Source organism: Rhodococcoides fascians NBRC 12155 = LMG 3623 (genome assembly GCF_001894785.1).
Taxonomy (GTDB): domain Bacteria; phylum Actinomycetota; class Actinomycetes; order Mycobacteriales; family Mycobacteriaceae; genus Rhodococcoides; species Rhodococcoides fascians.
Genome location: NZ_BCWW01000007.1, coordinates 51015 through 71203 on the forward strand (window position 1 = coordinate 51015; position 20189 = coordinate 71203).

General features: G+C 65.2%; 20 protein-coding genes. 12 read left to right on the forward strand and 8 right to left on the reverse strand.

The window, feature by feature from the left end:
* Window positions 1-105: 105 nt before the first annotated feature.
* From pdhA to RFA01S_RS15630, 3 genes are read left to right on the forward strand one after another with little or no spacing between them, the layout of a single operon-like run.
* Entirely contained in the window at window positions 106-1188 is a 1083-nt protein-coding gene (pdhA, locus tag RFA01S_RS15620; protein ID WP_032408050.1) for a pyruvate dehydrogenase (acetyl-transferring) E1 component subunit alpha, read from the forward strand.
* Window positions 1185-2189 carry an alpha-ketoacid dehydrogenase subunit beta gene (locus tag RFA01S_RS15625; RefSeq protein ID WP_032408049.1) on the forward strand — a complete coding sequence of 335 codons (1005 nt, stop codon included), beginning with the start codon at window positions 1185-1187 and terminating at the stop codon, window positions 2187-2189. Before pdhA ends, RFA01S_RS15625 begins: the two co-directional genes overlap by 4 nt.
* 57 nt (window positions 2190-2246) lie before the next feature.
* Complete coding sequence (locus tag RFA01S_RS15630) at window positions 2247-3596, forward strand: dihydrolipoamide acetyltransferase family protein (protein ID WP_032408048.1); 1350 nt, start codon at window positions 2247-2249, stop codon at window positions 3594-3596.
* Between the two features lie 32 nt (window positions 3597-3628).
* Here RFA01S_RS15630 and RFA01S_RS15635 read toward each other — a convergent pair whose 3' ends face one another.
* Window positions 3629-5098 (reverse strand): MDR family MFS transporter, encoded by a 1470-nt coding sequence (locus RFA01S_RS15635; protein WP_032408047.1) that lies wholly within the window; start codon window positions 5096-5098, stop codon window positions 3629-3631.
* Between the two features lie 110 nt (window positions 5099-5208).
* Between RFA01S_RS15635 and RFA01S_RS15640 the strand changes: the two genes are divergently transcribed.
* Window positions 5209-5856, forward strand: coding sequence for a TetR/AcrR family transcriptional regulator (locus tag RFA01S_RS15640; RefSeq protein WP_052060846.1), 648 nt, complete (start codon window positions 5209-5211; stop codon window positions 5854-5856).
* A 67-nt stretch (window positions 5857-5923) separates the two neighbouring features.
* Here RFA01S_RS15640 and RFA01S_RS15645 read toward each other — a convergent pair whose 3' ends face one another.
* Both RFA01S_RS15645 and RFA01S_RS15650 read right to left on the reverse strand, forming a co-directional pair.
* Entirely contained in the window at window positions 5924-7066 is a 1143-nt protein-coding gene (locus RFA01S_RS15645) for an NAD(P)/FAD-dependent oxidoreductase (protein WP_032408169.1), read from the reverse strand.
* Window positions 7063-7560: an Lrp/AsnC family transcriptional regulator gene (locus tag RFA01S_RS15650; protein ID WP_027496240.1), complete on the reverse strand. Its 498-nt coding sequence runs from the start codon at window positions 7558-7560 to the stop codon at window positions 7063-7065. The genes RFA01S_RS15645 and RFA01S_RS15650 overlap by 4 nt, the downstream gene beginning before the upstream one ends.
* A gap of 172 nt (window positions 7561-7732) precedes the next feature.
* Here RFA01S_RS15650 and RFA01S_RS15655 point away from each other — a divergent pair, with 172 nt between their 5' ends.
* Window positions 7733-8299 carry an antibiotic biosynthesis monooxygenase gene (locus tag RFA01S_RS15655; RefSeq protein WP_032366526.1) on the forward strand — a complete coding sequence of 189 codons (567 nt, stop codon included), beginning with the start codon at window positions 7733-7735 and terminating at the stop codon, window positions 8297-8299.
* A gap of 46 nt (window positions 8300-8345) precedes the next feature.
* Window positions 8346-8870 carry a peroxiredoxin gene (locus tag RFA01S_RS15660; protein WP_027496242.1) on the forward strand — a complete coding sequence of 175 codons (525 nt, stop codon included), beginning with the start codon at window positions 8346-8348 and terminating at the stop codon, window positions 8868-8870.
* A gap of 3 nt (window positions 8871-8873) precedes the next feature.
* Here the strand turns inward: RFA01S_RS15660 and RFA01S_RS28185 are convergent, their stop codons facing one another.
* Window positions 8874-8996, reverse strand: coding sequence for a hypothetical protein (locus tag RFA01S_RS28185; RefSeq protein ID WP_255032376.1), 123 nt, complete (start codon window positions 8994-8996; stop codon window positions 8874-8876).
* Window positions 8997-9087: 91 nt separating this feature from the next.
* Here RFA01S_RS28185 and RFA01S_RS15665 point away from each other — a divergent pair, with 91 nt between their 5' ends.
* Complete coding sequence (locus tag RFA01S_RS15665; RefSeq protein ID WP_032408046.1) at window positions 9088-10206, forward strand: class I SAM-dependent methyltransferase; 1119 nt, start codon at window positions 9088-9090, stop codon at window positions 10204-10206.
* Between the two features lie 24 nt (window positions 10207-10230).
* Here the strand turns inward: RFA01S_RS15665 and RFA01S_RS15670 are convergent, their stop codons facing one another.
* A complete protein-coding gene (locus RFA01S_RS15670; RefSeq protein WP_027496244.1) occupies window positions 10231-10656 on the reverse strand; it encodes a hypothetical protein in 426 nt (141 codons plus the stop codon).
* 197 nt (window positions 10657-10853) lie between these two features.
* On the opposite strand from RFA01S_RS15670, the gene RFA01S_RS15675 reads away from it, so the two are divergent.
* The gene (locus tag RFA01S_RS15675; RefSeq protein WP_032408045.1) at window positions 10854-11702 is read left to right on the forward strand and encodes a Bax inhibitor-1/YccA family protein; all 849 of its coding nucleotides are present in this window, start codon (window positions 10854-10856) and stop codon (window positions 11700-11702) included.
* A 64-nt stretch (window positions 11703-11766) separates the two neighbouring features.
* Here the strand turns inward: RFA01S_RS15675 and RFA01S_RS15680 are convergent, their stop codons facing one another.
* On the reverse strand, window positions 11767-12987 hold the full coding sequence (locus RFA01S_RS15680; protein WP_032371084.1) for an acetyl-CoA C-acetyltransferase: 1221 nt from the start codon (window positions 12985-12987) through the stop codon (window positions 11767-11769).
* Between the two features lie 72 nt (window positions 12988-13059).
* Window positions 13060-14073: an SGNH/GDSL hydrolase family protein gene (locus tag RFA01S_RS15685; RefSeq protein ID WP_032371083.1), complete on the reverse strand. Its 1014-nt coding sequence runs from the start codon at window positions 14071-14073 to the stop codon at window positions 13060-13062.
* A 95-nt stretch (window positions 14074-14168) separates the two neighbouring features.
* Between RFA01S_RS15685 and RFA01S_RS15690 the strand changes: the two genes are divergently transcribed.
* The gene (locus tag RFA01S_RS15690; protein WP_027496256.1) at window positions 14169-15554 is read left to right on the forward strand and encodes a cystathionine beta-synthase; all 1386 of its coding nucleotides are present in this window, start codon (window positions 14169-14171) and stop codon (window positions 15552-15554) included.
* A 60-nt stretch (window positions 15555-15614) separates the two neighbouring features.
* Here RFA01S_RS15690 and RFA01S_RS15695 read toward each other — a convergent pair whose 3' ends face one another.
* On the reverse strand, window positions 15615-16787 hold the full coding sequence (locus tag RFA01S_RS15695; protein WP_032388183.1) for an acyl-CoA dehydrogenase family protein: 1173 nt from the start codon (window positions 16785-16787) through the stop codon (window positions 15615-15617).
* An 81-nt stretch (window positions 16788-16868) separates the two neighbouring features.
* Here RFA01S_RS15695 and RFA01S_RS15700 point away from each other — a divergent pair, with 81 nt between their 5' ends.
* The 3 genes from RFA01S_RS15700 to RFA01S_RS15710 all read left to right on the forward strand — a co-directional run bounded on the left by RFA01S_RS15700 (window position 16869) and on the right by RFA01S_RS15710 (window position 20125).
* Window positions 16869-18041 carry a cystathionine gamma-synthase gene (locus tag RFA01S_RS15700; RefSeq protein ID WP_032365667.1) on the forward strand — a complete coding sequence of 391 codons (1173 nt, stop codon included), beginning with the start codon at window positions 16869-16871 and terminating at the stop codon, window positions 18039-18041.
* Window positions 18038-18808, forward strand: coding sequence for a glutamate racemase (locus RFA01S_RS15705; protein WP_032408044.1), 771 nt, complete (start codon window positions 18038-18040; stop codon window positions 18806-18808). Before RFA01S_RS15700 ends, RFA01S_RS15705 begins: the two co-directional genes overlap by 4 nt.
* Before the next feature lie 84 nt (window positions 18809-18892).
* A complete protein-coding gene (locus RFA01S_RS15710) occupies window positions 18893-20125 on the forward strand; it encodes an MFS transporter (RefSeq protein ID WP_027496260.1) in 1233 nt (410 codons plus the stop codon).
* Window positions 20126-20189: the final 64 nt, after the last annotated feature.

Below are 20189 nucleotides of genomic sequence, written 5' to 3' on the forward strand. Positions count from 1 at the left end.
CGATATTGTGCACACTGCGTAATTCTGAAGTCATCACTTGTGCACGCTGGGCGTCGGTGGTGTCCTTGTGAAGGACATCACATCACGACGGAGAGTGCCACGGACATGAACACCACCTCGCTGATACAGCTGATCAAGGAATCCGGAACGGTGGTCCGCAACGAGGCGTATTCACCTCTGGTCGCGGACATCGACACGGCTGCGATGAAGGAGATCTATCGCGATCTCGTGGTCGTCCGGCGCATCGACGCCGAGGCCACCGCGCTGCAGCGGCAAGGCGAGTTGGGGCTGTGGGCTCCGTTGCTCGGACAGGAAGCGGCGCAGGTCGGCTCGGCCCGCGCACTAGACTCCGAGGACTTCGTGTTCGCCAGCTACCGCGAGCACGGGGTGGCTTACTGCCGCGGAGTCGATCCCACTCGGATGCTCCGTTTCTGGCGGGGATCGACCCTGTCGGGATGGGACCCGTACGAATATCGAATGACGACGCCGGCGATCATCGTCGGTTCGCAGGGTCTGCACGCGACCGGATACGCGATCGGCATGCAGCTCGAGGGTGCCGACGGCGCGGCCATCACCTACTTCGGAGACGGAGCGACCAGCCAGGGCGATATCTCGGAGGCTCTCGGGTTCGCGGCCAGTTTCCATGCACCGGTGGTGTTCTTCTGCCAGAACAACCAGTGGGCGATCTCCGAACCGGTCACCGTGCAGACCAAGTCCACGATCGCGGCACGCGGTGAGGGATTCGGCATCCCATCGGTACGGGTCGACGGAAACGACGTCCTCGCGGTGCTGGCCGTGACCAGAGCAGCGCTCGCCCGCGCCCGTGAGGGCAGCGGCCCGACGCTCATCGAAGCCGTCACCTACCGCATGGGGCCGCACACCACGTCCGACGATCCGACGAGGTATCGATCCGGGGCCATGGACGACGAGTGGCGTGCCAAGGATCCGATCGACCGAATCGAGAAGCTGCTCAGACGAATCGGCGTGTTCGACGACGAGTTCGTGGCATCGGTCCAGCGGACGGCGGACGACGTCGCCGCCGATCTGCGACGTGGATGCCTCGAGACCGTCGAACCCGCGGCGATGACGGTGTTCGACAACGTCTACGCCGACCCACACTCTCTGCTCGACGACGAGCGTGCCCAATTCGCCTCCTACCAAGCTGGATTCGAAGGAGTCACGTCATGACCACCCTGGAACGGCCCACCAGCCTGCCGCTCGGCAAAGCCATCAATGCCGGCCTGCGTCGCGCTATGGAGAACGACCCCAAGGTGTTGCTGATGGGCGAGGACATCGGCAAGCTCGGTGGCGTCTTCCGCATCACCGACGGCCTGCAGAAGGACTTCGGGCCCGGACGAGTACTGGACATGCCGCTGGCCGAATCGGGCATCATTGGTACCGCTGTGGGCCTGGCGATGCGCGGATTCCGTCCCGTGTGCGAGATCCAGTTCGACGGCTTCATCTACCCGGCGTTCGATCAGATCGTGTCGCAGGTGGCCAAGCTGCACTATCGCACGAGCGGAAATGTCAAGATCCCCATGACCATCCGGGTGCCCTACGGCGGCGGAATCGGTGCAGTGGAACATCATTCGGAATCGCCGGAGGGCTACTTCGCCCAGACCGCCGGACTGCGCGTGGTGACCTGCAGCAACGCCGCCGACGGCTACTCGATGATCCAGCAGGCCATTGCCAGCGACGATCCCGTGCTGTTCTTCGAACCCAAACGTCGATACTGGGAGAAGAGTCCGATCGACCTCGGCTTAGACGATCTCGACACCGCCTTCCCGCTGCACCGGGCGCGGGTGGTCACCGAGGGCACCGACATCACACTGGTGGCCTACGGACCGTTGGTGTCCACTGCCCGTAAGGCGGCCGAAGTTGCTGCACACGAGGGTATCTCGATCGAGGTCATCGATCTGCGGTCGCTGTCGCCGATCGACTTCGAGACCGTCGAAGCGTCGGTGCGCAAGACCGGACGGCTCGTCGTCACACACGAGGCACCGGTCTTCATGGGCCTCGGCTCGGAGATAGCCGCTCGCATCTCCGAGCGGTGTTTCTACAACCTCGAAGCTCCGGTGCTACGGGTCGGTGGATTCGGAACGCCGTACCCGGCGTCGAAGCTCGAGAAGTTCTATCTTCCCGACGTCGACCGGATCCTCGACGCAGTGGACCGCTGCCGTTCCCACTGAGCTGCCGTTTCGCCCCGATCACATCCTCCGCCGATACCGACCGAACAGGATTCGACGATGTCCACCATCAAGAGTTTTCCGCTGCCCGACCTGGGGGAGGGCCTCACCGAGGCCGACCTGTTGACCTGGCTCGTCGCGGTCGGTGACACCATCGAACTCAACCAGAACATCGCCGAAGTCGAGACGGCCAAGGCGGCGGTCGAGTTGCCTTCCCCGTTCGCCGGTGTGGTTGCTGCTCTGCATGTTTCCGAGGGCGACACGGTGGAGGTGGGAGTGCCGATCATCGACATCAGAGTCGGCGGTGAGGACGAACCGGTCGCTACCGATCCAGAGCAGTCCGTTTCCCCGATTCAGAACACGTCGTCCGGGGAGGACGAGGACGAGCGCGTCCCGGTGCTCGTGGGTTACGGCGTCGCGAAGGAAGGCTCGAGCCGACGCGGTGGCCGCGTCGACCCACCCGCGGCGTCCGCGCCGAACGATCGGAACGGAAAGCCGCTTGCGGCCCCACCGGTACGAAAGATGGCCAAGGACAACGGCATCGATCTGAACGAGTTGCCCGCGAGTGGACGCCACGGCGACGTCACCCGTCAGGACGTGGAGTCGTACCTGCAGGGCGGGTCGGCTGGGCAGATTGACACCGATGTGCAGAGTGACACCGACGTGCAGCTCGAGACCGAGGCGCAGCAGTCGGTATCCGGGCGGACCGGTCGGGAGGAGCGCACTCCGATCAAGGGTGTACGCAAGCACACCGCCGAGGCCATGGTGCGAAGTGCGTTCACTGCACCTCACGTCACCGAATTCGTGACCGTCGACGTGACCGAGACGCTCGAACTCCTCGAGTCGCTGCGGTCCTCCACACATTTCCGGGACGTGCGTCTGACGCCGTTGGCTCTGGTGTGCAAAGCCGTTCTCGTTGCCCTGAAATCGAATCCGTCGCTGAACTCGAGCTGGGACGAGGTTGCGCAGGAAATCGTGACCAAGTACTACGTCAACCTCGGCATCGCGGCGGCGACACCCCGCGGATTGATGGTGCCAAACATCAAGAACGCACACGAGCTCTCTCTGGTGGACATCGCGCGTGCCCTGGCCGACCTGACGCGTATCGCGAAGGAGGGCAAGAGCAGTCCGGCCGATCTGGCCGACGGCACCATCACCATCACCAACGTGGGGGTGTTCGGAGTCGACGCAGGCACCCCGATCCTCAACCCCGGCGAGGCGGCCATCCTGTGCTTCGGGTCCATCCGTCGAACGCCGTGGGAACACAACGGCGAGATCGCTTTACGGTCGGTGACGACACTGTCGCTCTCGTTCGATCATCGACTGGTCGACGGCCAACAGGGGTCGGAATTCCTCGCCCTCGTCGGTCGTCTGCTGACTCACCCGATCGATCTGATCGCGCTCGGCTGACCGCGGCGGCGCGGTGTGAATGCCGCCGGCGTTCAGTGCACCGGTTGCGCCGACACGGCCTCGTCTCGATCACTGCTTGCCTGTGCTCGAATGAAGAACGACGCAGCCACCGCGACCAGTGACACCGCCCCACCGCACAGGAATGCGGTGTGGATGCCTGCCTCGGAACCACCCACCTGCGTTGCCCCGTCGGAGATTCGGGCTGCCGCGGTGTTCGACATGACGGTGACGAACAACGCGGTTCCTGCGGCTCCGGCCAGCTGCTGCACGGTGTTGAAGATTGCGCTGCCGTGCGAGTACAGGCGGCTGGGAAGGGATCCGAGCGAGGAGGTCATCAGCGGAGTCATGATGAGCGCGAGCCCCGCCGAGAGCAGCATGTGGATACCGACGACCAGCGGTAGTGCCGACTGTGCGTCCAGCACCGTCATCGACCACAACGCGGCGCTCACCACCATGGCTCCGGGAATGACCAACGGGCGCGGCCCGATTCGGTCGAAGATGCGGCCGACGAAGGGTGCGAGCAGACCCATCAGCAACCCGCCGGGCAGGAGCATCAGGCCGGTTGCGAGGGTGTCGAGTCCGCGCACGTTCTGCAGATACATCGGCAGGAGGATCAGGGCACCGAACAGGGCCATCATCGAGATCGCGATCATGCCGAGTCCGATGCTGAAGGTGGGGGTGCGGAACGGACGCATGTCCAGCAGCGCGCCGCCGCGTTCCTGGCGGGCGATCTGCCGCAGCACGAAGACGACGAGTGCGATCACTCCCACCACCAACGGCAACCAGACCGGTACGACGGACTCCTCGGCAGAATGGCCGAGGCTGCTCAGGCCGTAGACGATGCCGCCGAACGCCAAAGCGGACAACACGACCGACGTGGGATCGAACGAGGGCCGTCCCGTCTCGGTCACGTTCTTCACCAGTGTGGTTCCGATGCCGAACGCGACGAGCGCGATGGGAAGCACCAGCCAGAACATCCAACGCCAATTCAGCGAGTCGAGAATGACTCCGGAGATGGTGGGGCCGACGGCAGGTGCGACGGCGATGACGATGGAGATCACACCCATCATCGCGCCGCGCTTGTGGGCCGGGACGACGGTGAGCACTGTGGTCATGAGCAGCGGCAGCATGATCGCCGTCCCGCTGGCCTGCGTGATGCGGCCGAGCAGAAGCAGCTCGAAACCGGGTGCCGAGGCCGCGAGCAGGGTGCCGACGGTGAACAGGGTCATCGCTGTCACGAACACCTGACGCAGCGTGAAGCGTTGGAACAGGTAGCCGGTGACGGGAATGACCACCGCCATGGTCAGTAGGAATCCGGTGGTGAGCCACTGGGCCGTCGTTGCCGTGATCTCGAGGTCGACCATCAGGGTCGGGAGCGCCACGCTCATGATCGTCTCGTTCAGGATCATGACGAAGGCCGCGATGACCAATATGCCGATCAGTAGCTTGCTGCCCGGCGCGAGTTGCTCGTCGGGGGTGCGGTCGGTCTCGGGTGAACTCATGTGTCTACAAACTTTCGCGTATGGGATCGAAGCGTGCAATCGTATGTAGATAGCTTCAATCATTATGACAGTGACTGTCAACTTGACGATTGCTGGTAAGTTGACAGCGGATGACGACCGCAGTCGACGGATGGACGAGGATGAGCGAACGAGTGCCGGACCTGCGAGAGCGACGTCGCCGAGACACTCGGCTCGAGATCACTCGCGCCGCACTCGAGCTGTTCGAGAAGCAGGGCTGCGCCGCGACCACGGTGGACGAGATCGCGCGCCGAGCGGGGGTGTCACCGAGTACGTTCTTTCGCAGCTTCGCCTCGAAGGAGGAGTCCGTTCTCGGCATCGACCCTGACTTCGAGGTCGACTTCGACCAGTGGCTCGCCGCTACCGCGCCCGAGCACATCTCGCTGCCTGGAATCGAAGCGTTGTACGAGCAGTCCGTCGAGCGACTGTCGACAGCGTCCGAGGAGGAGCGCGACCGACTCCTACGCACTCGGCGACTGATCGGTATCGACGCGCATCTGCGGGCCGCAGCCTTCGCGGCCGACGCGATGACACTGTGCCGCGTCACCGATGCGGTGACCGAGCGTCTCGGTGACCACGAATCACGTTCGTATGCACGACTGTTGGTCGAAGGTGCCGGTATGGCCCTGCGCATCGCCTTCGACGACTGGGCGGTACGGATCGACGGCGGGCAGGATGCCGACCTGCTGGACATCTATCGGACGACAGTGCGCGATCTGCGACGCGTCGTCGCCGGCTGAGGTCTCACGTCGTGAGTGGAACTTCGTAGCCCAGGTCGAGTTTCCGCGCACGTGGCGCGCAGCGCCTCTAGCCGAGGCGGCGGGGCGACAGATCCGCTTCGAGAAGGCCGCGCTCGGCCACGTCGGCCGGAACCGGTTCTCCGCGAACGACAGCCGCGCCCACCCGGGCCAGCGCCGCGCACGTCTGGATTCCGTAGCCGCCCTGCCCGGCGCACCAGAAGAAGCCCTCGAGCTCGGGGTCGAACCCGACCACCGGGGTGCGATCGGGAACGAAGCTGCGCAGTCCGGCCCAGGACGAACGAACGTGTCGCGCGGTCAGGGTGGTCACCTCGGCGATGTCGTCGAACGCCCGCGCGATCTCCAGCTCGTCCGGACGGGCATCGCTCGGTTCCACCGCCGTCTCGTCGGCCGGCGAACACAACAGTTGTGCGCCTTCGGGTTTGATGTAGAACTTCTCGTCGATGTCGCTCAGTGTCGCCAGATCCTTTGTGTCCAGATCGTCGGGTGCGGCGACCATGAAGACCGACCTGCGCTTGGGAACCAAGCCGATGTGGCGGGCCCCGGCCATCGCACCGACGACATCCGCCCAGGCCCCTGCCGCGTCCACGACCAGTGGAGCCCGGTGAGTCGTCCCGTCCGAGGTGTGTACGTGCCACAGACCGTTCACGCGCTCGAGCTCGGTCACCGAGGCCTTGGTGTGGATCCGACCGCCCCGCTGTCGCAGCCCTCCGACGAATCCCTGATGCAGAGCATGGACGTCGACCTCCATCGAATGCGGTTCGTACAGAGCGCAATCGATCAGCTCGGGCCGTAGCGGTGGGAAGAATGTGCATGCGTCGGTGGGGGAGATCAGCTGCGCGTCGGGAGTGAGGCGACTGACGTCGGTGTACATCGCTTCGAGGGCATCGCCGCGTCCCGTGGCCGCGAATTGCAACAGTGGACGCGGAGTGAGCAAATCCGACCGGAAGCAGTCGGGTGGGTTCACCAGAAAGTCTCGGCTGGCGGTCGTCAATGCGCGAATCGTGCTGTTGCCGTACGTCTCCAGAAACAGAGCCGCGGATCGACCGGTGGTGTGGAACGCCAGCGTGGACTCACGCTCGAGCAGCGTGACACGGCGGTCGCCGGCGAGTTCGTATGCGAGTGAGACACCGCCGATGCCGCCGCCGATGACAACGACGTCCGAGAGGGCAGGCTGTTCGGTGGCGCTCATGGATGTCTCCTGTTCGGCTTCGGCGTGAACCACTGCGCTCCGGGGCCGACTGCTTCGTCGAAGATCAGCCACGTCCGCGTCGAGAGTATCCCGTCCAGCCCTTGCAACTTGTCGAGTACCAGGTGTCGCAATGCCGAGTTGTCCGGAGCGCGCACGAGGACCAAGGCGTCGAAGTCTCCGCCCATCAGACTGACGTGTTCGACGAAGGGGAACGTGCTGAGGTCGTCGGCGACAGCCCGCCAGGAATCCTGCCGAATCGACAGTGCGACATACGCGGATGCGCCGAATCCGGCTTTCTCGTACGCGATACGGGCGGTGAAACCCTCGATCACACCTTCGTCGACGAGGCGGTCGACGCGAACGTAGGCATGTGCGCGGGAAATGTGGGTGGCCTCGGCGAGGGCCCTCATGGACATGCGCCCGTCTCGGCTCAGTTCGGTGACGATCCGTCGGTCGACGTCGTCGAGTTCGTACTCGGTCTCGCTCGGTGCCATACGTCCACTCCAGACCGATCTCGATGTAAGCTCGTGGACGAATAGTCACACAGCGAGCTTCAGTATGCCATCGGTCTGCAATCCGGTTCCTGATTTGATAGTCGGTCCATTTCGACACAGTCTGTGTAGAACGCACCGACGACGAACCAGCGCAGGAGGGGACCCCATGGCCATGACCGACACGCTCGAGCACGTCACGACCTCGGTCGCACGACGCGTTCGCGAGGGACACGAGGCGGACTTCGTCGAATGGACCGACCGGGGCATCGACCTGGTGCGAACCTTTCCGGGCTTTCTCGGCGGGGGCTGGCTGCGCAGCTCGGCCGAATCCAGTGACTATCACGTGGTGTATCGATTCGAGACGCACGACCATCTCGAGGCGTGGTTGCGTTCGGAGGCGAGGCGCGATTGGCTCGGCCGTGGCCGACCGATAGCGGACGACGTTGTGACACATCGGCTTTCCGGCGTGGAGGGATGGTTCGAGCCACAGTCGAACTTGACCGACGCCGTGCGCGTCGTGGGCGGTCCGCCGCCGCGGTGGAAGCAGGCCGTGTCCATCGGTGTTGCGTTCTATGCCGTCAGCCTGTTGGTGAACCTCGTGATCACTCCACATCTGACCCACCTGAACGTGGCCCTGCGGACTGCGGTCGTAGTGATGATGTGCACTCCGCTGATGGTGTACGTGGTGATGCCGTTCGTCACCGCACGACTGCGAAAGTGGCTCGTACCGCGCGGTTGACGGCCACGGCCCTGCTCGTTGCAAGCCGAGCGGTACCCTCTGCGTCATGCGAATCGGACAGACCGCCCCGGATTTCGAGCTGCCCGATCATTCCGGTGAACGTCGTGCGCTCACCGAGCTCACGGCGTCGGGGCCGGTGGTCCTGTTCTTCTATCCGGCTGCGAACAGTCCGATCTGCACGGCCGAGGCGTGCCATTTTCGGGATCTGGGAGCGGAGTTCGGCAGGTTCGGTGCGCAGCGAGTGGGGATCAGCACCGATACCCGAGACAAGAACCAACATTTCGCGCTGCAGAGGTCGTTCGACTTCCCGTTGCTCTCGGATTCCGACGGTGCGGTGGCCGAACAGTTCGGAGTGCGGCGCGGCGGGTGGTTCGCCCGCAGGCGTCGACTTCGGGATTTCGAGCGCGGCCACTCGAACGTGGCTCGTCGCAGTTATCTACGGCAGTTGTTGTCCGTGAAGCGGACGACGTTCGTGATCGATCGGCACCGAACGGTGCGGATGGTGGTGCAGAGCGAGCGCGGTCACGTACACGCGACCAAGGCGCTGGAGTACCTGCGGTATCTGTCGTGAGCGTCAGTCGTTGGCACCGCTGAAGAGGGCCGTGTAGACGGCGGGCTTGGTCGCTTCGGCCGAGGCATCGGTCGATGCGTCGTCGGGGTGGCTGAAGAGCGCCTCGTTCTTGTCTTTGTGTTCCATTCCCCGAGCATGCACCTCATCGGTCGCAATAGCCACTTGCCGCGCGGAACGACCGCGCTCGGCCGGTCGCGTTCGGTGGAATACTGCCCGGGTGTCCGATGAAACGTTGTTCGAAGCTCTGCGGCGTGAGCCCGATGCCGAGGCACCCAATCTGCATGCGGTCGACGCGGCAGATCGTCTGCTGCTCGATACCGTCGACGAACTGGGGGTCGACCGCACGGCACCGATTGCTGTGATCGGTGATCGCTACGGCGCTCTGACTCTGGGTGCGGCGGCCCTGGGGTTCACCGACGTGCGAGTGCACCAGGACGCTGTTACCGGCGTACGCGCTCTGGAGCTGAACGCGGCGCGTGTGTCGATGGTCGGCACGTACACCCACCACGGGCTGGGTGCGGAACTGCTCGACGGCGTCGGCACCGTGTTGATGCAGTTGCCGCGAGGTCTGGCCGAGCTCACCGAGATCGCCGAGCACATCGCGGCGCATGCGCTCCCGAACGTCGTCGTCCTGGCCGGCGGCCGGGACAAACACATGACGCCTGCGATGAACGACATCCTCGGGCGGTCGTTCGAGACCGTCACGGCGGGTCGGGGACGGCAGAAGGCGCGGGTACTGACCGCGACCGGGGCAGTGGCGTCGGAGATGACGTATCCGGTCGACAAACGAATCGACGACCTCGGCCTGACGGTCGTGGCTCACGGCGCGGTCTTCGCCGGGGCCGGCCTCGATATCGGGACGAGATTTCTACTGGGGTTCGTGCCTAAGATGGCACCTCGCGCAACCAACGCCGTCGATCTGGGGTGCGGCAGTGGAATTCTCGCGACCGAATTGGCTCGAACCAGGCCCGGTCTCGAGGTGATCGCGACGGACCGATCCGCCGCGGCCATCGCGTCGGCCGCTGCCACCGCCGAAGCGAACGGGACCACGATCTCGGTGGTGGCCGACGACGCGATGTCGACGTTCGAGTCCCGGTCGGTCGACCTGATCGTCTGCAACCCGCCGTTCCACGAGGGCGCTGCGGTACACACAGGCGGGGCAGGCAAGTTGTTCGAGGCCGCCGGACGCGTGCTGCGGCCGGGCGGACAGCTGTGGACGGTGTTCAATACGCACCTGAACTATCGTCGGGCTCTCGCCGACGCCGTCGGGCCCACCGATCCGATGGGACGCAACACCAAGTTCACCGTCACTCGCTCGGTGCGCCCGAGCGAGTGACAGTGAAGACCAGATGCGAGAGCGTCAGGTGACGGGGCCGCCGTCTTCCGGGGTGCCGTCGATCTGGCCCCTGTCGCGCCCACGATCCTCGACGAGAGTCCCTTCGACGATCTCGGCCTGACGCTGGCCTTCCGCGTAATCGATGTCGGGATCCTCGTCGGACTCCTCGATGACGTGGTCGACCAGTTCTTCGGTCAGTTCGTCGTCCGGGGTCTCGGTGATCGGGCGGTCGAGATCCTCCTCGACGGCGATGTCGGGTTCTTCCTCGCTGAGCTTGAGGTCGAGGCTCTCACCCTCGGCTGCTTCACGGGCGGTCGTGCCGAAACTGTTGGCTTCGCTCCAGTGGTCCGGGGGATCGACCACGGTGTCGCCGTCGTCGTTGCGCACCTCGTCGGAGTCGAGGCTTTCGCTTTGGTCCAAGGTCTGGTCGGGTCCGTCTTCGATTGCCATTTCCTCATAGTGCCCGTTTCGATTCGGTGTCACACACGCGGTCGTGGCTGCCTGTCGAGGGGCGACCCGGTAGAGTCCGGTTTGTCCGACGTAGAGGTTCTCGTCACGGGAACTTTTGTCCGGATGTCGAACGTTCTACTGATGACCGACGGGGAGATCCCCGGTGGGGATCAGAACTTACGAAGGGAAGAGACACGGTGCGCACCTCCAGCAACCCGGTGTTCCGCAACCTGCCCAAGCAGCAGGGCGGCGGATACGCCACATTCGGATCTGCGACGGCTGGAGCCTCGCAGGCCGCAACGTTCGGCCAGCATCCCGGAACACAGGCCGACCCGTACACCACGCAGCCCGCTCAGCGGGCCATGACGATCGACGACGTGGTCACCAAGACCGGCATCACCCTCGGTGTGCTCAGCGTCACGGCGATCATCTCGTACTTCCTGGTCTCGGGTAGTCCGGGCTTGGCCATCCCCTTCGTGATCGGCGGCGGCCTCATCGGCTTCGGCTTGGTCATGTTCGCGACGTTCGGTCGCAAGATGGACAACAAGGCAATCGTGCTGGCCTACGCCGCGGCGGAAGGTGTGTTCCTCGGCGCGCTGTCGCTGATGTTCACCGACGTCTCGTTCGGCGGAGTCGGCGGATCGGCACTGATCGGCCAGGCCATCCTCGGCACGTTCGGCGTGTTCTTCGGCATGCTGATCGTCTACAAGACCGGCGCTATTCGCGTCACGCCGCGTCTGACTCGCATGATCGTCGGTGCCCTCATCGGTGTCGTCGTGCTCATGCTCGGCAACCTCGTCGCCAGCTTCTTCATGGACGGTGGATTCGGGCTGCGTGACGGCGGACCCATCGCCATCATCTTCAGCCTCGTCTGCATCGGCATTGCGGCGTTCAGCTTCCTGCTGGACTTCGACCAGGCCGATCAGCTGATCCGCGCACAGGCTCCCGAGAAGGCAGCCTGGGGCGTCGCCCTCGGTCTGACCATCACGTTGGTCTGGCTGTACGTCGAGATCCTGCGTCTGCTGAGCTACTTCCAGAACGACTAGTACTCACGCGAAAAGCCCCGCCCTCCGATTCGGAGGGCGGGGCTTTTCCGTTGTGCGTCTCGGATCAGCTGAGACGTTCGAGCACCATGGCCATGCCCATGCCGCCGCCGACACACATGGTCTCGACACCGAACGTCTTGTCCTGTGTCGTCAGGTTGTTCAGCAGAGTCGTGGTGATGCGGGCACCGGTCATGCCGAACGGGTGGCCGATCGCGATGGCACCGCCGGAGACGTTGAGCTTGTCCTCTTCGATGCCGAGGTCGCGTGCCGAGCCGAGGACCTGCACGGCGAAGGCCTCGTTGATCTCGAACAGGTCGATGTCGGAGATGGACATGCCCGCGATCTTCAGCGCCTTACGGGTGGCCTCGATCGGCCCCAGGCCCATGATCTCGGGAGACGTGCCGGTGACGCCGGTGGACACGATGCGAGCCAACGGGGTCAGGCCCAGCTCCTTGGCCTTGGTATCGCTCATGATGACGAGCGCTGCTGCGCCGTCGTTGAGCGGGCATGCGTTACCGGCGGTGATGGTGCCGTTCGGACGGAAGACCGGCTTGAGCTGGCTGATCTTCTCGTACGTGGTGCCGGCGCGAGGGCCGTCGTCGGTGGTGACGACGGTGCCGTCGGGCAGGGTCACCGGGGTGATCTCCCGCTCGAAGAAGCCGGCGTTGATGGCCTCTTCGGCGCGGTTCTGGCTGCGGACGCCCCAGCGGTCCTGGTCCTCACGGCTGATGCCGGTGAGCAGGGCGACGTTCTCGGCCGTCTGGCCCATCGCGATGTACGCGTCGGGCAGCTCGCCGTTCTCGCGGGGATCGGTCCAGCTGTCCGCGCCCTCTTCCTGTGCCTTCTTGGTACGGGCCTCGGCGTCGGCGAAGATCGGGTTGTGGCTTTCCGGAAGCGAATCCGAGCTGCCGTGGATGAAGCTGGACACGCTCTCGACGCCTGCGGAGATGAACACGTCACCCTCGCCTGCCTTGATCGCGTGCAGCGCCATGCGGGTGGTCTGCAGCGAGGACGAGCAGTAGCGCGTGATCGTCGTTCCGGGCAGCGAGTCGTAGCCGAGCTGAACCGCGACGATGCGCGCGAGGTTGTTGCCCTGCATGCCGCCGGGCAGGCCGCAGCCCAGGAGCAGGTCGTCGATGTCCTTCGGGTCGAGCGAGGGCACCTTGGCCAGCGCAGCGGCGACCATCTGAGCGGTGAGGTCGTCGGGACGAATGTCCTTGAGCGACCCCTTCATTGCCCTGCCGATGGGTGAGCGCGCGGTGGCGACGATGACTGCCTCTGGCATGAGATCTCCTTCGATATCGATACTGCTTACCTGCTCTGTTACCGCCGAGTAGGCGATGTCTCCTGATCGAACTTACAACCCTGCCTGACGGCCATCTCCACGACGTAGGAGATCCTCCGCCGCGCTGTCGATCTCGGCGTCGAGCTCGGCAGTTCTACGCCGGAGAAAGCGGTCCACTGCGGCGGTGGCGCGGGGTATGGCTCTGCGTGATTCGGCGGCGGCGGACACCGTCGGCAGTTCGGGCAGTGGACCGCCGTGCCAGACGCCGAGGGCCGAGGCGAGCACCGGCAGAATCTGTTGCGCGGCCAGCTCGTACCCCGCAGCGGACGGGTGGAAGCGGTCCGCCGAGAACATCGTGTCGGGGGCGGCCAGAAACTCCGGTGCCAGCAGATCCGCCAGGGCAACCGGATGCCCGCCGGCGCCGAGAGTCCTGGCCGTCTGGGCATGGGCCAGCCGCCGACCCCAATTGCGGACGACGGTACGCAGCGGTTGCGGAATGGCCGTCACGACACCGAGATCGGGGCACGTTCCCACGGCGACGACGCAGCCCTTGGCCGTCAATCGTTCGACTGCATCGCCCAGCCTGGCCGCTGACGCCGGAATGGAGAACTTCTTCGTGACGTCGTTCGCGCCGATGAAGATCACCGCGGCGTCGGGCGGCGGGCCCGCGACGAACATGGCGTCGACCTGACCTTCGAGTCCCTTGGACGTGGCACCGGCAATTGCTTTGGTGCTCAAGCGAATTCGTTGACCGGTTTCCTCGGCCAACCCGCGGGCGAGCAGGACACCCGGGACCTCGTCGGCCACAGTGCAACCCACGCCTGCCGCGGTGGAGTCGCCGAAGATCATCAGATGAATATCTGCTGAACTTCCCATGCGCCACCGCTCAGGTGCTGCGCAGCCGGCGGTGTAGACCCCGTCGGCCTCGGGTGGCTTGGCAATGTTGCGTCCGATGACACCGCGAGCCGCGGCGGCCTGCCCCATCAGATGTCGATACGCGGCCCAGGACGCAGTCCCTGCTCCTGAGCCTGCAAGTACCGTCGCGGCGCTCGCTTTCGCGGCGGTGCGCCATCCGCTCGCCGTCACAGATCGATCCCTCTCGTCGTGCCCCCTCACCATCGTATGCGGGTGTCGACAGCCGTGGCCGTGAGTCCGATACCTGCATCTGGGAAGATGGAGCAATGCGCATCGCACAGCACATCACCGAACTCATCGGCAACACCCCGTTGGTGAAGTTGTCCTCCGTCATCGGCGACGGCGCCGGCACGGTCGCAGCCAAGATCGAGTACCTCAACCCGGGTGGTTCGTCGAAGGACCGCATCGCCGTCAAGATGATCGACGCAGCCGAGGCCTCGGGCGAGTTGAAGCCCGGCGGCACCATCGTCGAGCCCACGTCCGGTAACACCGGCGTCGGCCTCGCGCTCGTCGCTCAGCAGCGTGGCTACAAGTGTGTGTTCGTGTGCCCCGACAAGGTCGGTGAGGACAAGCGCAACGTGCTGCGTGCCTACGGTGCCGAGGTCGTCGTCTGCCCCACGGCCGTCGCGCCCGAAGACCCCAACAGCTACTACAGCGTCTCCGACCGACTCGTCCGCGAGATCGAGGGAGCGTGGAAGCCGAACCAGTACGCCAACCCGGCCGGCCCGGCCAGCCACTACGAGACCACCGGGCCCGAGATCTGGGCCGACACCGACGGCAAGATCACGCACTTCGTCGCAGGCGTCGGCACCGGCGGCACCATCTCCGGCACCGGCAAGTACCTCAAGGAGGTCTCCGGCGGCAAGGTCAAGGTCATCGGCGTCGACCCCGAGGGATCGGTGTACTCCGGTGGCACGGGACGTCCGTACTTGGTCGAGGGTGTCGGTGAGGACTTCTGGCCGACCGCCTACGACCCGTCCATCCCGGACGAGATCATTGCCGTGTCCGACAACGACTCGTTCGACATGACTCGTCGCCTCGCTCGCGAGGAAGGCCTGCTGGTCGGCGGCTCGTGCGGCATGGCTGCTGTCGCGGCCATTCAGGTTGCCGAGCGCGAAGGCCCCGACGCGTTGGTCGTCGTCCTGCTGCCCGACGGTGGCCGCGGCTACCTGGCGAAGATCTTCAACGACTCGTGGATGTCGTCGTACGGATTCCTGCGTTCGCGCTTGGACGGCACCACCGAGGAGACCTCGGTCGGCGCAGTGCTGCGTGGCAAGTCCGGCGCTCTGCCCGATCTGGTGCACACCCACCCGTCCGAGACCGTGCGCGACGCCATCGAGATCCTGCGCGAGTACGGCGTCTCGCAGATGCCCGTCGTCGGAGCCGAGCCGCCCGTCATGGCAGGCGAGGTCGCCGGCAGCGTCACCGAGCGCGATCTGCTCAGCGCCGTGTTCGAGGGTCGCGCAGCGTTGGCCGACCCGGTCGCCAAGCACATGAGTGAGCCGTTCCCGCTGATCGGTGCCGGCGAAACCGTCTCCGACGCCACCAAGGCCCTCGGGGAGTCCGATGCGCTGATGGTCGTCGAAGAGGGCAAGCCCGTCGGCGTCATCACCCGCCACGATCTGCTCGGATTCCTCAGTAAGGGTGCCTAGGCATGTGAGTGGAACTTCGTAGCAGGCTACGAGGTTCCGCTCACAAGCGGCGCAGCCGCCTTATCGGAAAGCGCTGGAGCCCGTCAGCGCCTGCCCGATCACGAGTTGATGGACCTCGGATGTGCCCTCGTAGGTGAGGACGGATTCGAGGTTGTTGGCATGCCGGAGTACGGGGTATTCCAACGTGATTCCGTTGGCGGCCAGGATGGTTCGGCATTCGCGTGCGATCTTGATGGCTTCACGCACATTGTTGAGCTTGCCGAGGGACACTCGCTCGCCCGGTAGCTCTCCCTTGTCTTTCAGCCGGCCCAGATGCAGCGCGAGCAGTTGACCCTTGCCGAGTTCGAGCGCCATGTTCGCGAGCTTGGCCTGGGTGAGCTGGTATCCGGCCAGCGGCTTGTCGAACACCGCGCGGGTCTTGGAGTACTCGACGGCCGACTCGATGCAGTCCCGAGCCGCCCCCATCGCGCCGAACACGATGCCGAAACGGGCCTCGTTGAGGCAGCTCAACGGTCCGCTCAGGCCGCGGGCCTCGGGCAGCATCGCGTCGGCAGGAAGCCGGACGTCGTCGAACACCAACTCGCCCGTGATCGACGCGCGCAGAGACAGCTTCTTCTTCACCGTGTTCGCGGTGAATCCGGGGGTGTCCGTGGGGACGACGAAACCCCTGACCTTGTCGTCGGTTTGAGCCCACACGACGGCGACGTCGGCGACCGGACCGTTGGTGATCCACATCTTGCTGCCGTTGAGAATCCAGTCGTCACCGTCGCGCTTGGCGCGGGTGAGCATGCCGCCGGGGTTGGACCCGAAGTCGGCCTCGGTGAGACCGAAGCAGCCGATGAGCGAACCCTCGGCCATCCCCGGAAGCCACTGCTGCTTCTGTTCCTCGGACCCGTACTTCCAGATTGCGAACATCGCCAGCGAGCCCTGCACCGAGACCAGTGAGCGGATGCCGGAATCGATGGCTTCGAGTTCGAGGCAGGCCAGCCCGTACGCCGTCGCCGATGTTCCGGCGCAGCCGTAGCCCTCGAGGTGCATGCCGAGCAGGCCGAGCGAGCCCAGCTCCTTGGCGAGTTCACGTGCGGGAACGGTGCCCTCGTCGAACCAGTCGGCGATGTGTGGTCGGATGCGTTCGTTGCCGAACTTGCGGACGGTGTCCCGGATCTGACGTTCTTCGTCGTCGAGGAGGGAATCGATCGCGAACAGTTCGTCGACGCTCTGGGAGTTGGCCACGGTGCCTCTTTCCGCTGGGGGTTGTCTTCGCAGGTTACCCACGCCCCTGCCGGGCGACGCAGGCCGATTAGTGTGGAGGCCATGAGTGAGCAGCGCAGCAAGGCAGACAACACCTCCTGGCAGGGCTTTTCCACGAAGGCGGTCCACGCGGGTTACGAGCCCGATCCACTGACCGGCGCGGTCAACGTGCCGATCTACGCCAGCTCCACCTTCGCGCAAGACGGGGTCGGCGGAATGCGTAGCGGATTCGAGTACGCGCGCACCGGCAACCCGACGCGTCGGCCGCTCGAGGCCAACCTCGCAGCCATCGAATCCGGTACCTACGGTCGCGCTTTCTCGTCGGGCATGGCCGCTACCGACTGCATGCTGCGGTCGGCGCTGCGTCCCGGTGACCACCTCGTCATTCCCAACGACGCCTACGGCGGCACGTACCGATTGATCGACAAGGTCTTCACCCAGTGGGGCATCGAGTACTCCGTGGCCGCGGTCTCGAACGTCGACGAGGTCCGCGCCGCGATGCGTCCGAACACCAAGCTGGTGTGGGTCGAGACGCCCACCAACCCGTTGCTCAACGTCGGTGACATCGAGGCGCTCGCGGGCGTCGCGCACGAGGGCGGGGCCAAGCTGGTCGTCGACAACACGTTCGCGTCTCCCTACCTGCAGCAGCCGTTGTCCCTCGGTGCCGACGTGGTGTTGCACTCGACGACCAAGTACATCGGTGGTCACTCCGACGTCGTCGGCGGCGCTCTGGTGACCGACAGCGAAGAACTCGATACCGCGTTCGCATTCCTGCAGAACGGTGCCGGGGGCGTTCCCGGACCGTTCGACGCATTCCTGACCTTGCGCGGCATCAAGACCCTCGCGTTGCGGATGGAACGGCACAGCGACAACGCGGAGAAGATCGTCGAATTCCTCGACGGGCATCCGGCCATCTCGCAGGTCATCTACCCCGGCCTCGAGTCGCACCCGTCTCACGCGGTGGCCGCGAAGCAGATGCGACGGTTCGGCGGCATGGTCTCCGTGCGGCTGGCCGGCGGCAAACAGGCCGCTCTCGATTTCTGCGCGAAAACCGAGATCTTTACTCTCGCAGAGTCTTTGGGCGGCGTCGAGTCGCTCATCGAGCATCCCGGCGCGATGACGCACGCGTCGACTGCCGGTTCGCTGCTCGAGGTCCCGGACGACCTGGTGCGTCTGTCCGTCGGTATCGAGGACGGTGCCGATCTGGTGGGCGACGTCGAGCAAGCACTGGCATGATCGTCGCACTGATCGACTCGGGGTTGGGAATGCTCCCGACGGCTGCTCACCTGCGTGAGTCGCGTCCCGAGCTCGATCTGGTGCTGATGATGGATCCCGACAACGCTCCGTGGGGTCCGAAGCCGGATGCGTGGGTGATCGAGCGGGTGGTCGGTACCGCTCGGCATGCCGTCGAACTCGGTGCCGAGGTCGTGGTGCTGCCGTGCAACACGGCCAGTGTGACGGCGTTGAGCCAGGTGCGGGCTGCGCTCGGTGATGCGATCCCCGTGGTGGGGACGGTCCCGGCGATCAAGCCCGCAGCGGCGGTCAGTGATCGGATCGCGATCTGGGCGACGGCGGCCACGACGGCAAGTGCGTACCAGGCCCGGTTGATCGACGAATTCGCCTCTCGTCGGACGGTGACCAGCGTGGCCTGCCACGGCCTGGCCGATTCGATCGATCGCGGAGACTCGACCGGAATACGTGCGGCCATCGACGCTGCGGTGGCCGCCACTCCCGACGACGTCGAGTCCATCGTGTTGGGGTGCACCCACTACCCGTTGGTGCTGGACGAGATCGTCGCGCGTCTGCCGGACGGCGTGACGATGTTCGACAGCGCGGCGGCCGTGGCCAATCAGACGGTGCGGCGCGCGGACGAGGTCGGTTCGGCGCGGGCCGGCACCGGATCGGTCTCGGTGTGGCTGAGCGGGATCGAAGGCGTACTACCGGACAGTGCACATCGTTACCGCGAGGCAGCGGTACTGCTCGACGGTGCGCGGGCCCGGTAGTTCCGCGCCGCCGGGGAATGCCCGGTGCGTTCGTGCGTTGTCCTTCACTGAGGTAACGGTCGTTGCGGTGGAGGGAATGAGCACATGGTCGGTGTCGACACGCGGGACGTTCAGGGCAGAGCAGCGGCGCGGATTCCGCATCGGTACGCCTTCTGGGTGGTCGGCGTCGCCTTCATCGTCCTCATGGCGTCCTCCGCTGCACCGTCGCCGCTGTACCCGGTGTACCAGCAGTCGTGGGGTTTCAGTGCGATCACCCTCACGGTCGTCTTCGCCGTCTATGCGCTGGCGCTGCTGCTGACTCTGCTCACGGTAGGAAGTCTGTCGGACCACATCGGACGCAAACCGATTCTGGTCGCGTCACTGCTGCTGTTGATCGTCAGTCTGGTGTTGTTCATCGTGGCCGACAGTGTTCCGGTATTGATCGCTGCTCGCGTCGTGCAGGGAATCGCAGCAGGCGCGGCGACGGGGGCCATGAGTGCGGCCATCATCGATCTGCAGCCCACCGTGTCGACCGGCCCGCTGCTCAACAGCGTCGCCCCCTCCTTCGGTCTGGCGGCAGGCGCGATCGGGGCCGGATTGCTGGTGCAGTTGGCACCGGCACCCGAAATTCTCGTGTTCGCCCTGTTGATCGCCGCCGCGGCAGTACTGGCCGTGGCCCTGCTGTTCGTGCCGGAGACGTCGGCGATGCGCGGCTTCGATTCCCGACGTCACCTGGCGTCGACCCTGCTGCCGCGAGCCTCGCTGCCTAAGTCGGTGCGGGCACCGTTCGTGGTCATTGCCCCTGCCCTGTTCGCGACCTGGTCGCTCGGCGGGTTCCACCTCTCGCTGGGCCCGTCGATCATCGGCACCGTCTTCGGTATCGACAACTACATCGTGGGCGGCCTGGAGATCTTCTCGCTGTTCGCCTCGGGCTCGGTAGCAGCTGTCGTCGTGCGCAACGGGCTTCCTCGCACGGTGATGATGATCGGCGCGTCGGTGCTCGCAAGCGGCGTCGCGCTGACCTTGGTGTCGGTCGAAATCGGCTCGGTCGCGCTGTATTTCGTCGGCGCGGTCGTCGCAGGATCGGGCTGGGGAGCAACGTTTCTCGGCGCGATGCGCACACTCGGTTCGTTGGTCCCCGCTGCGGAGCGAGGTGGCGTGTTCGCCACGACATTCGTCATCAGCTACCTCGCCTTCAGCCTGCCTGCGGTGATCGCCGGACTCGCCGTGCACCGGCTCGGATTGAGCACCACGGTCGAGGTGTACGGGGCGTTCGTCATTGCTCTTGCATTGATCTCGGTCGTCGGGTTCTCGGTTGTGCAGCGACGAAATCGATAGCGCAGCAATCACTCCTCGATCTCCCCTCCCGAGGACGGGCACCATGTACTGCCCAATCGGATAG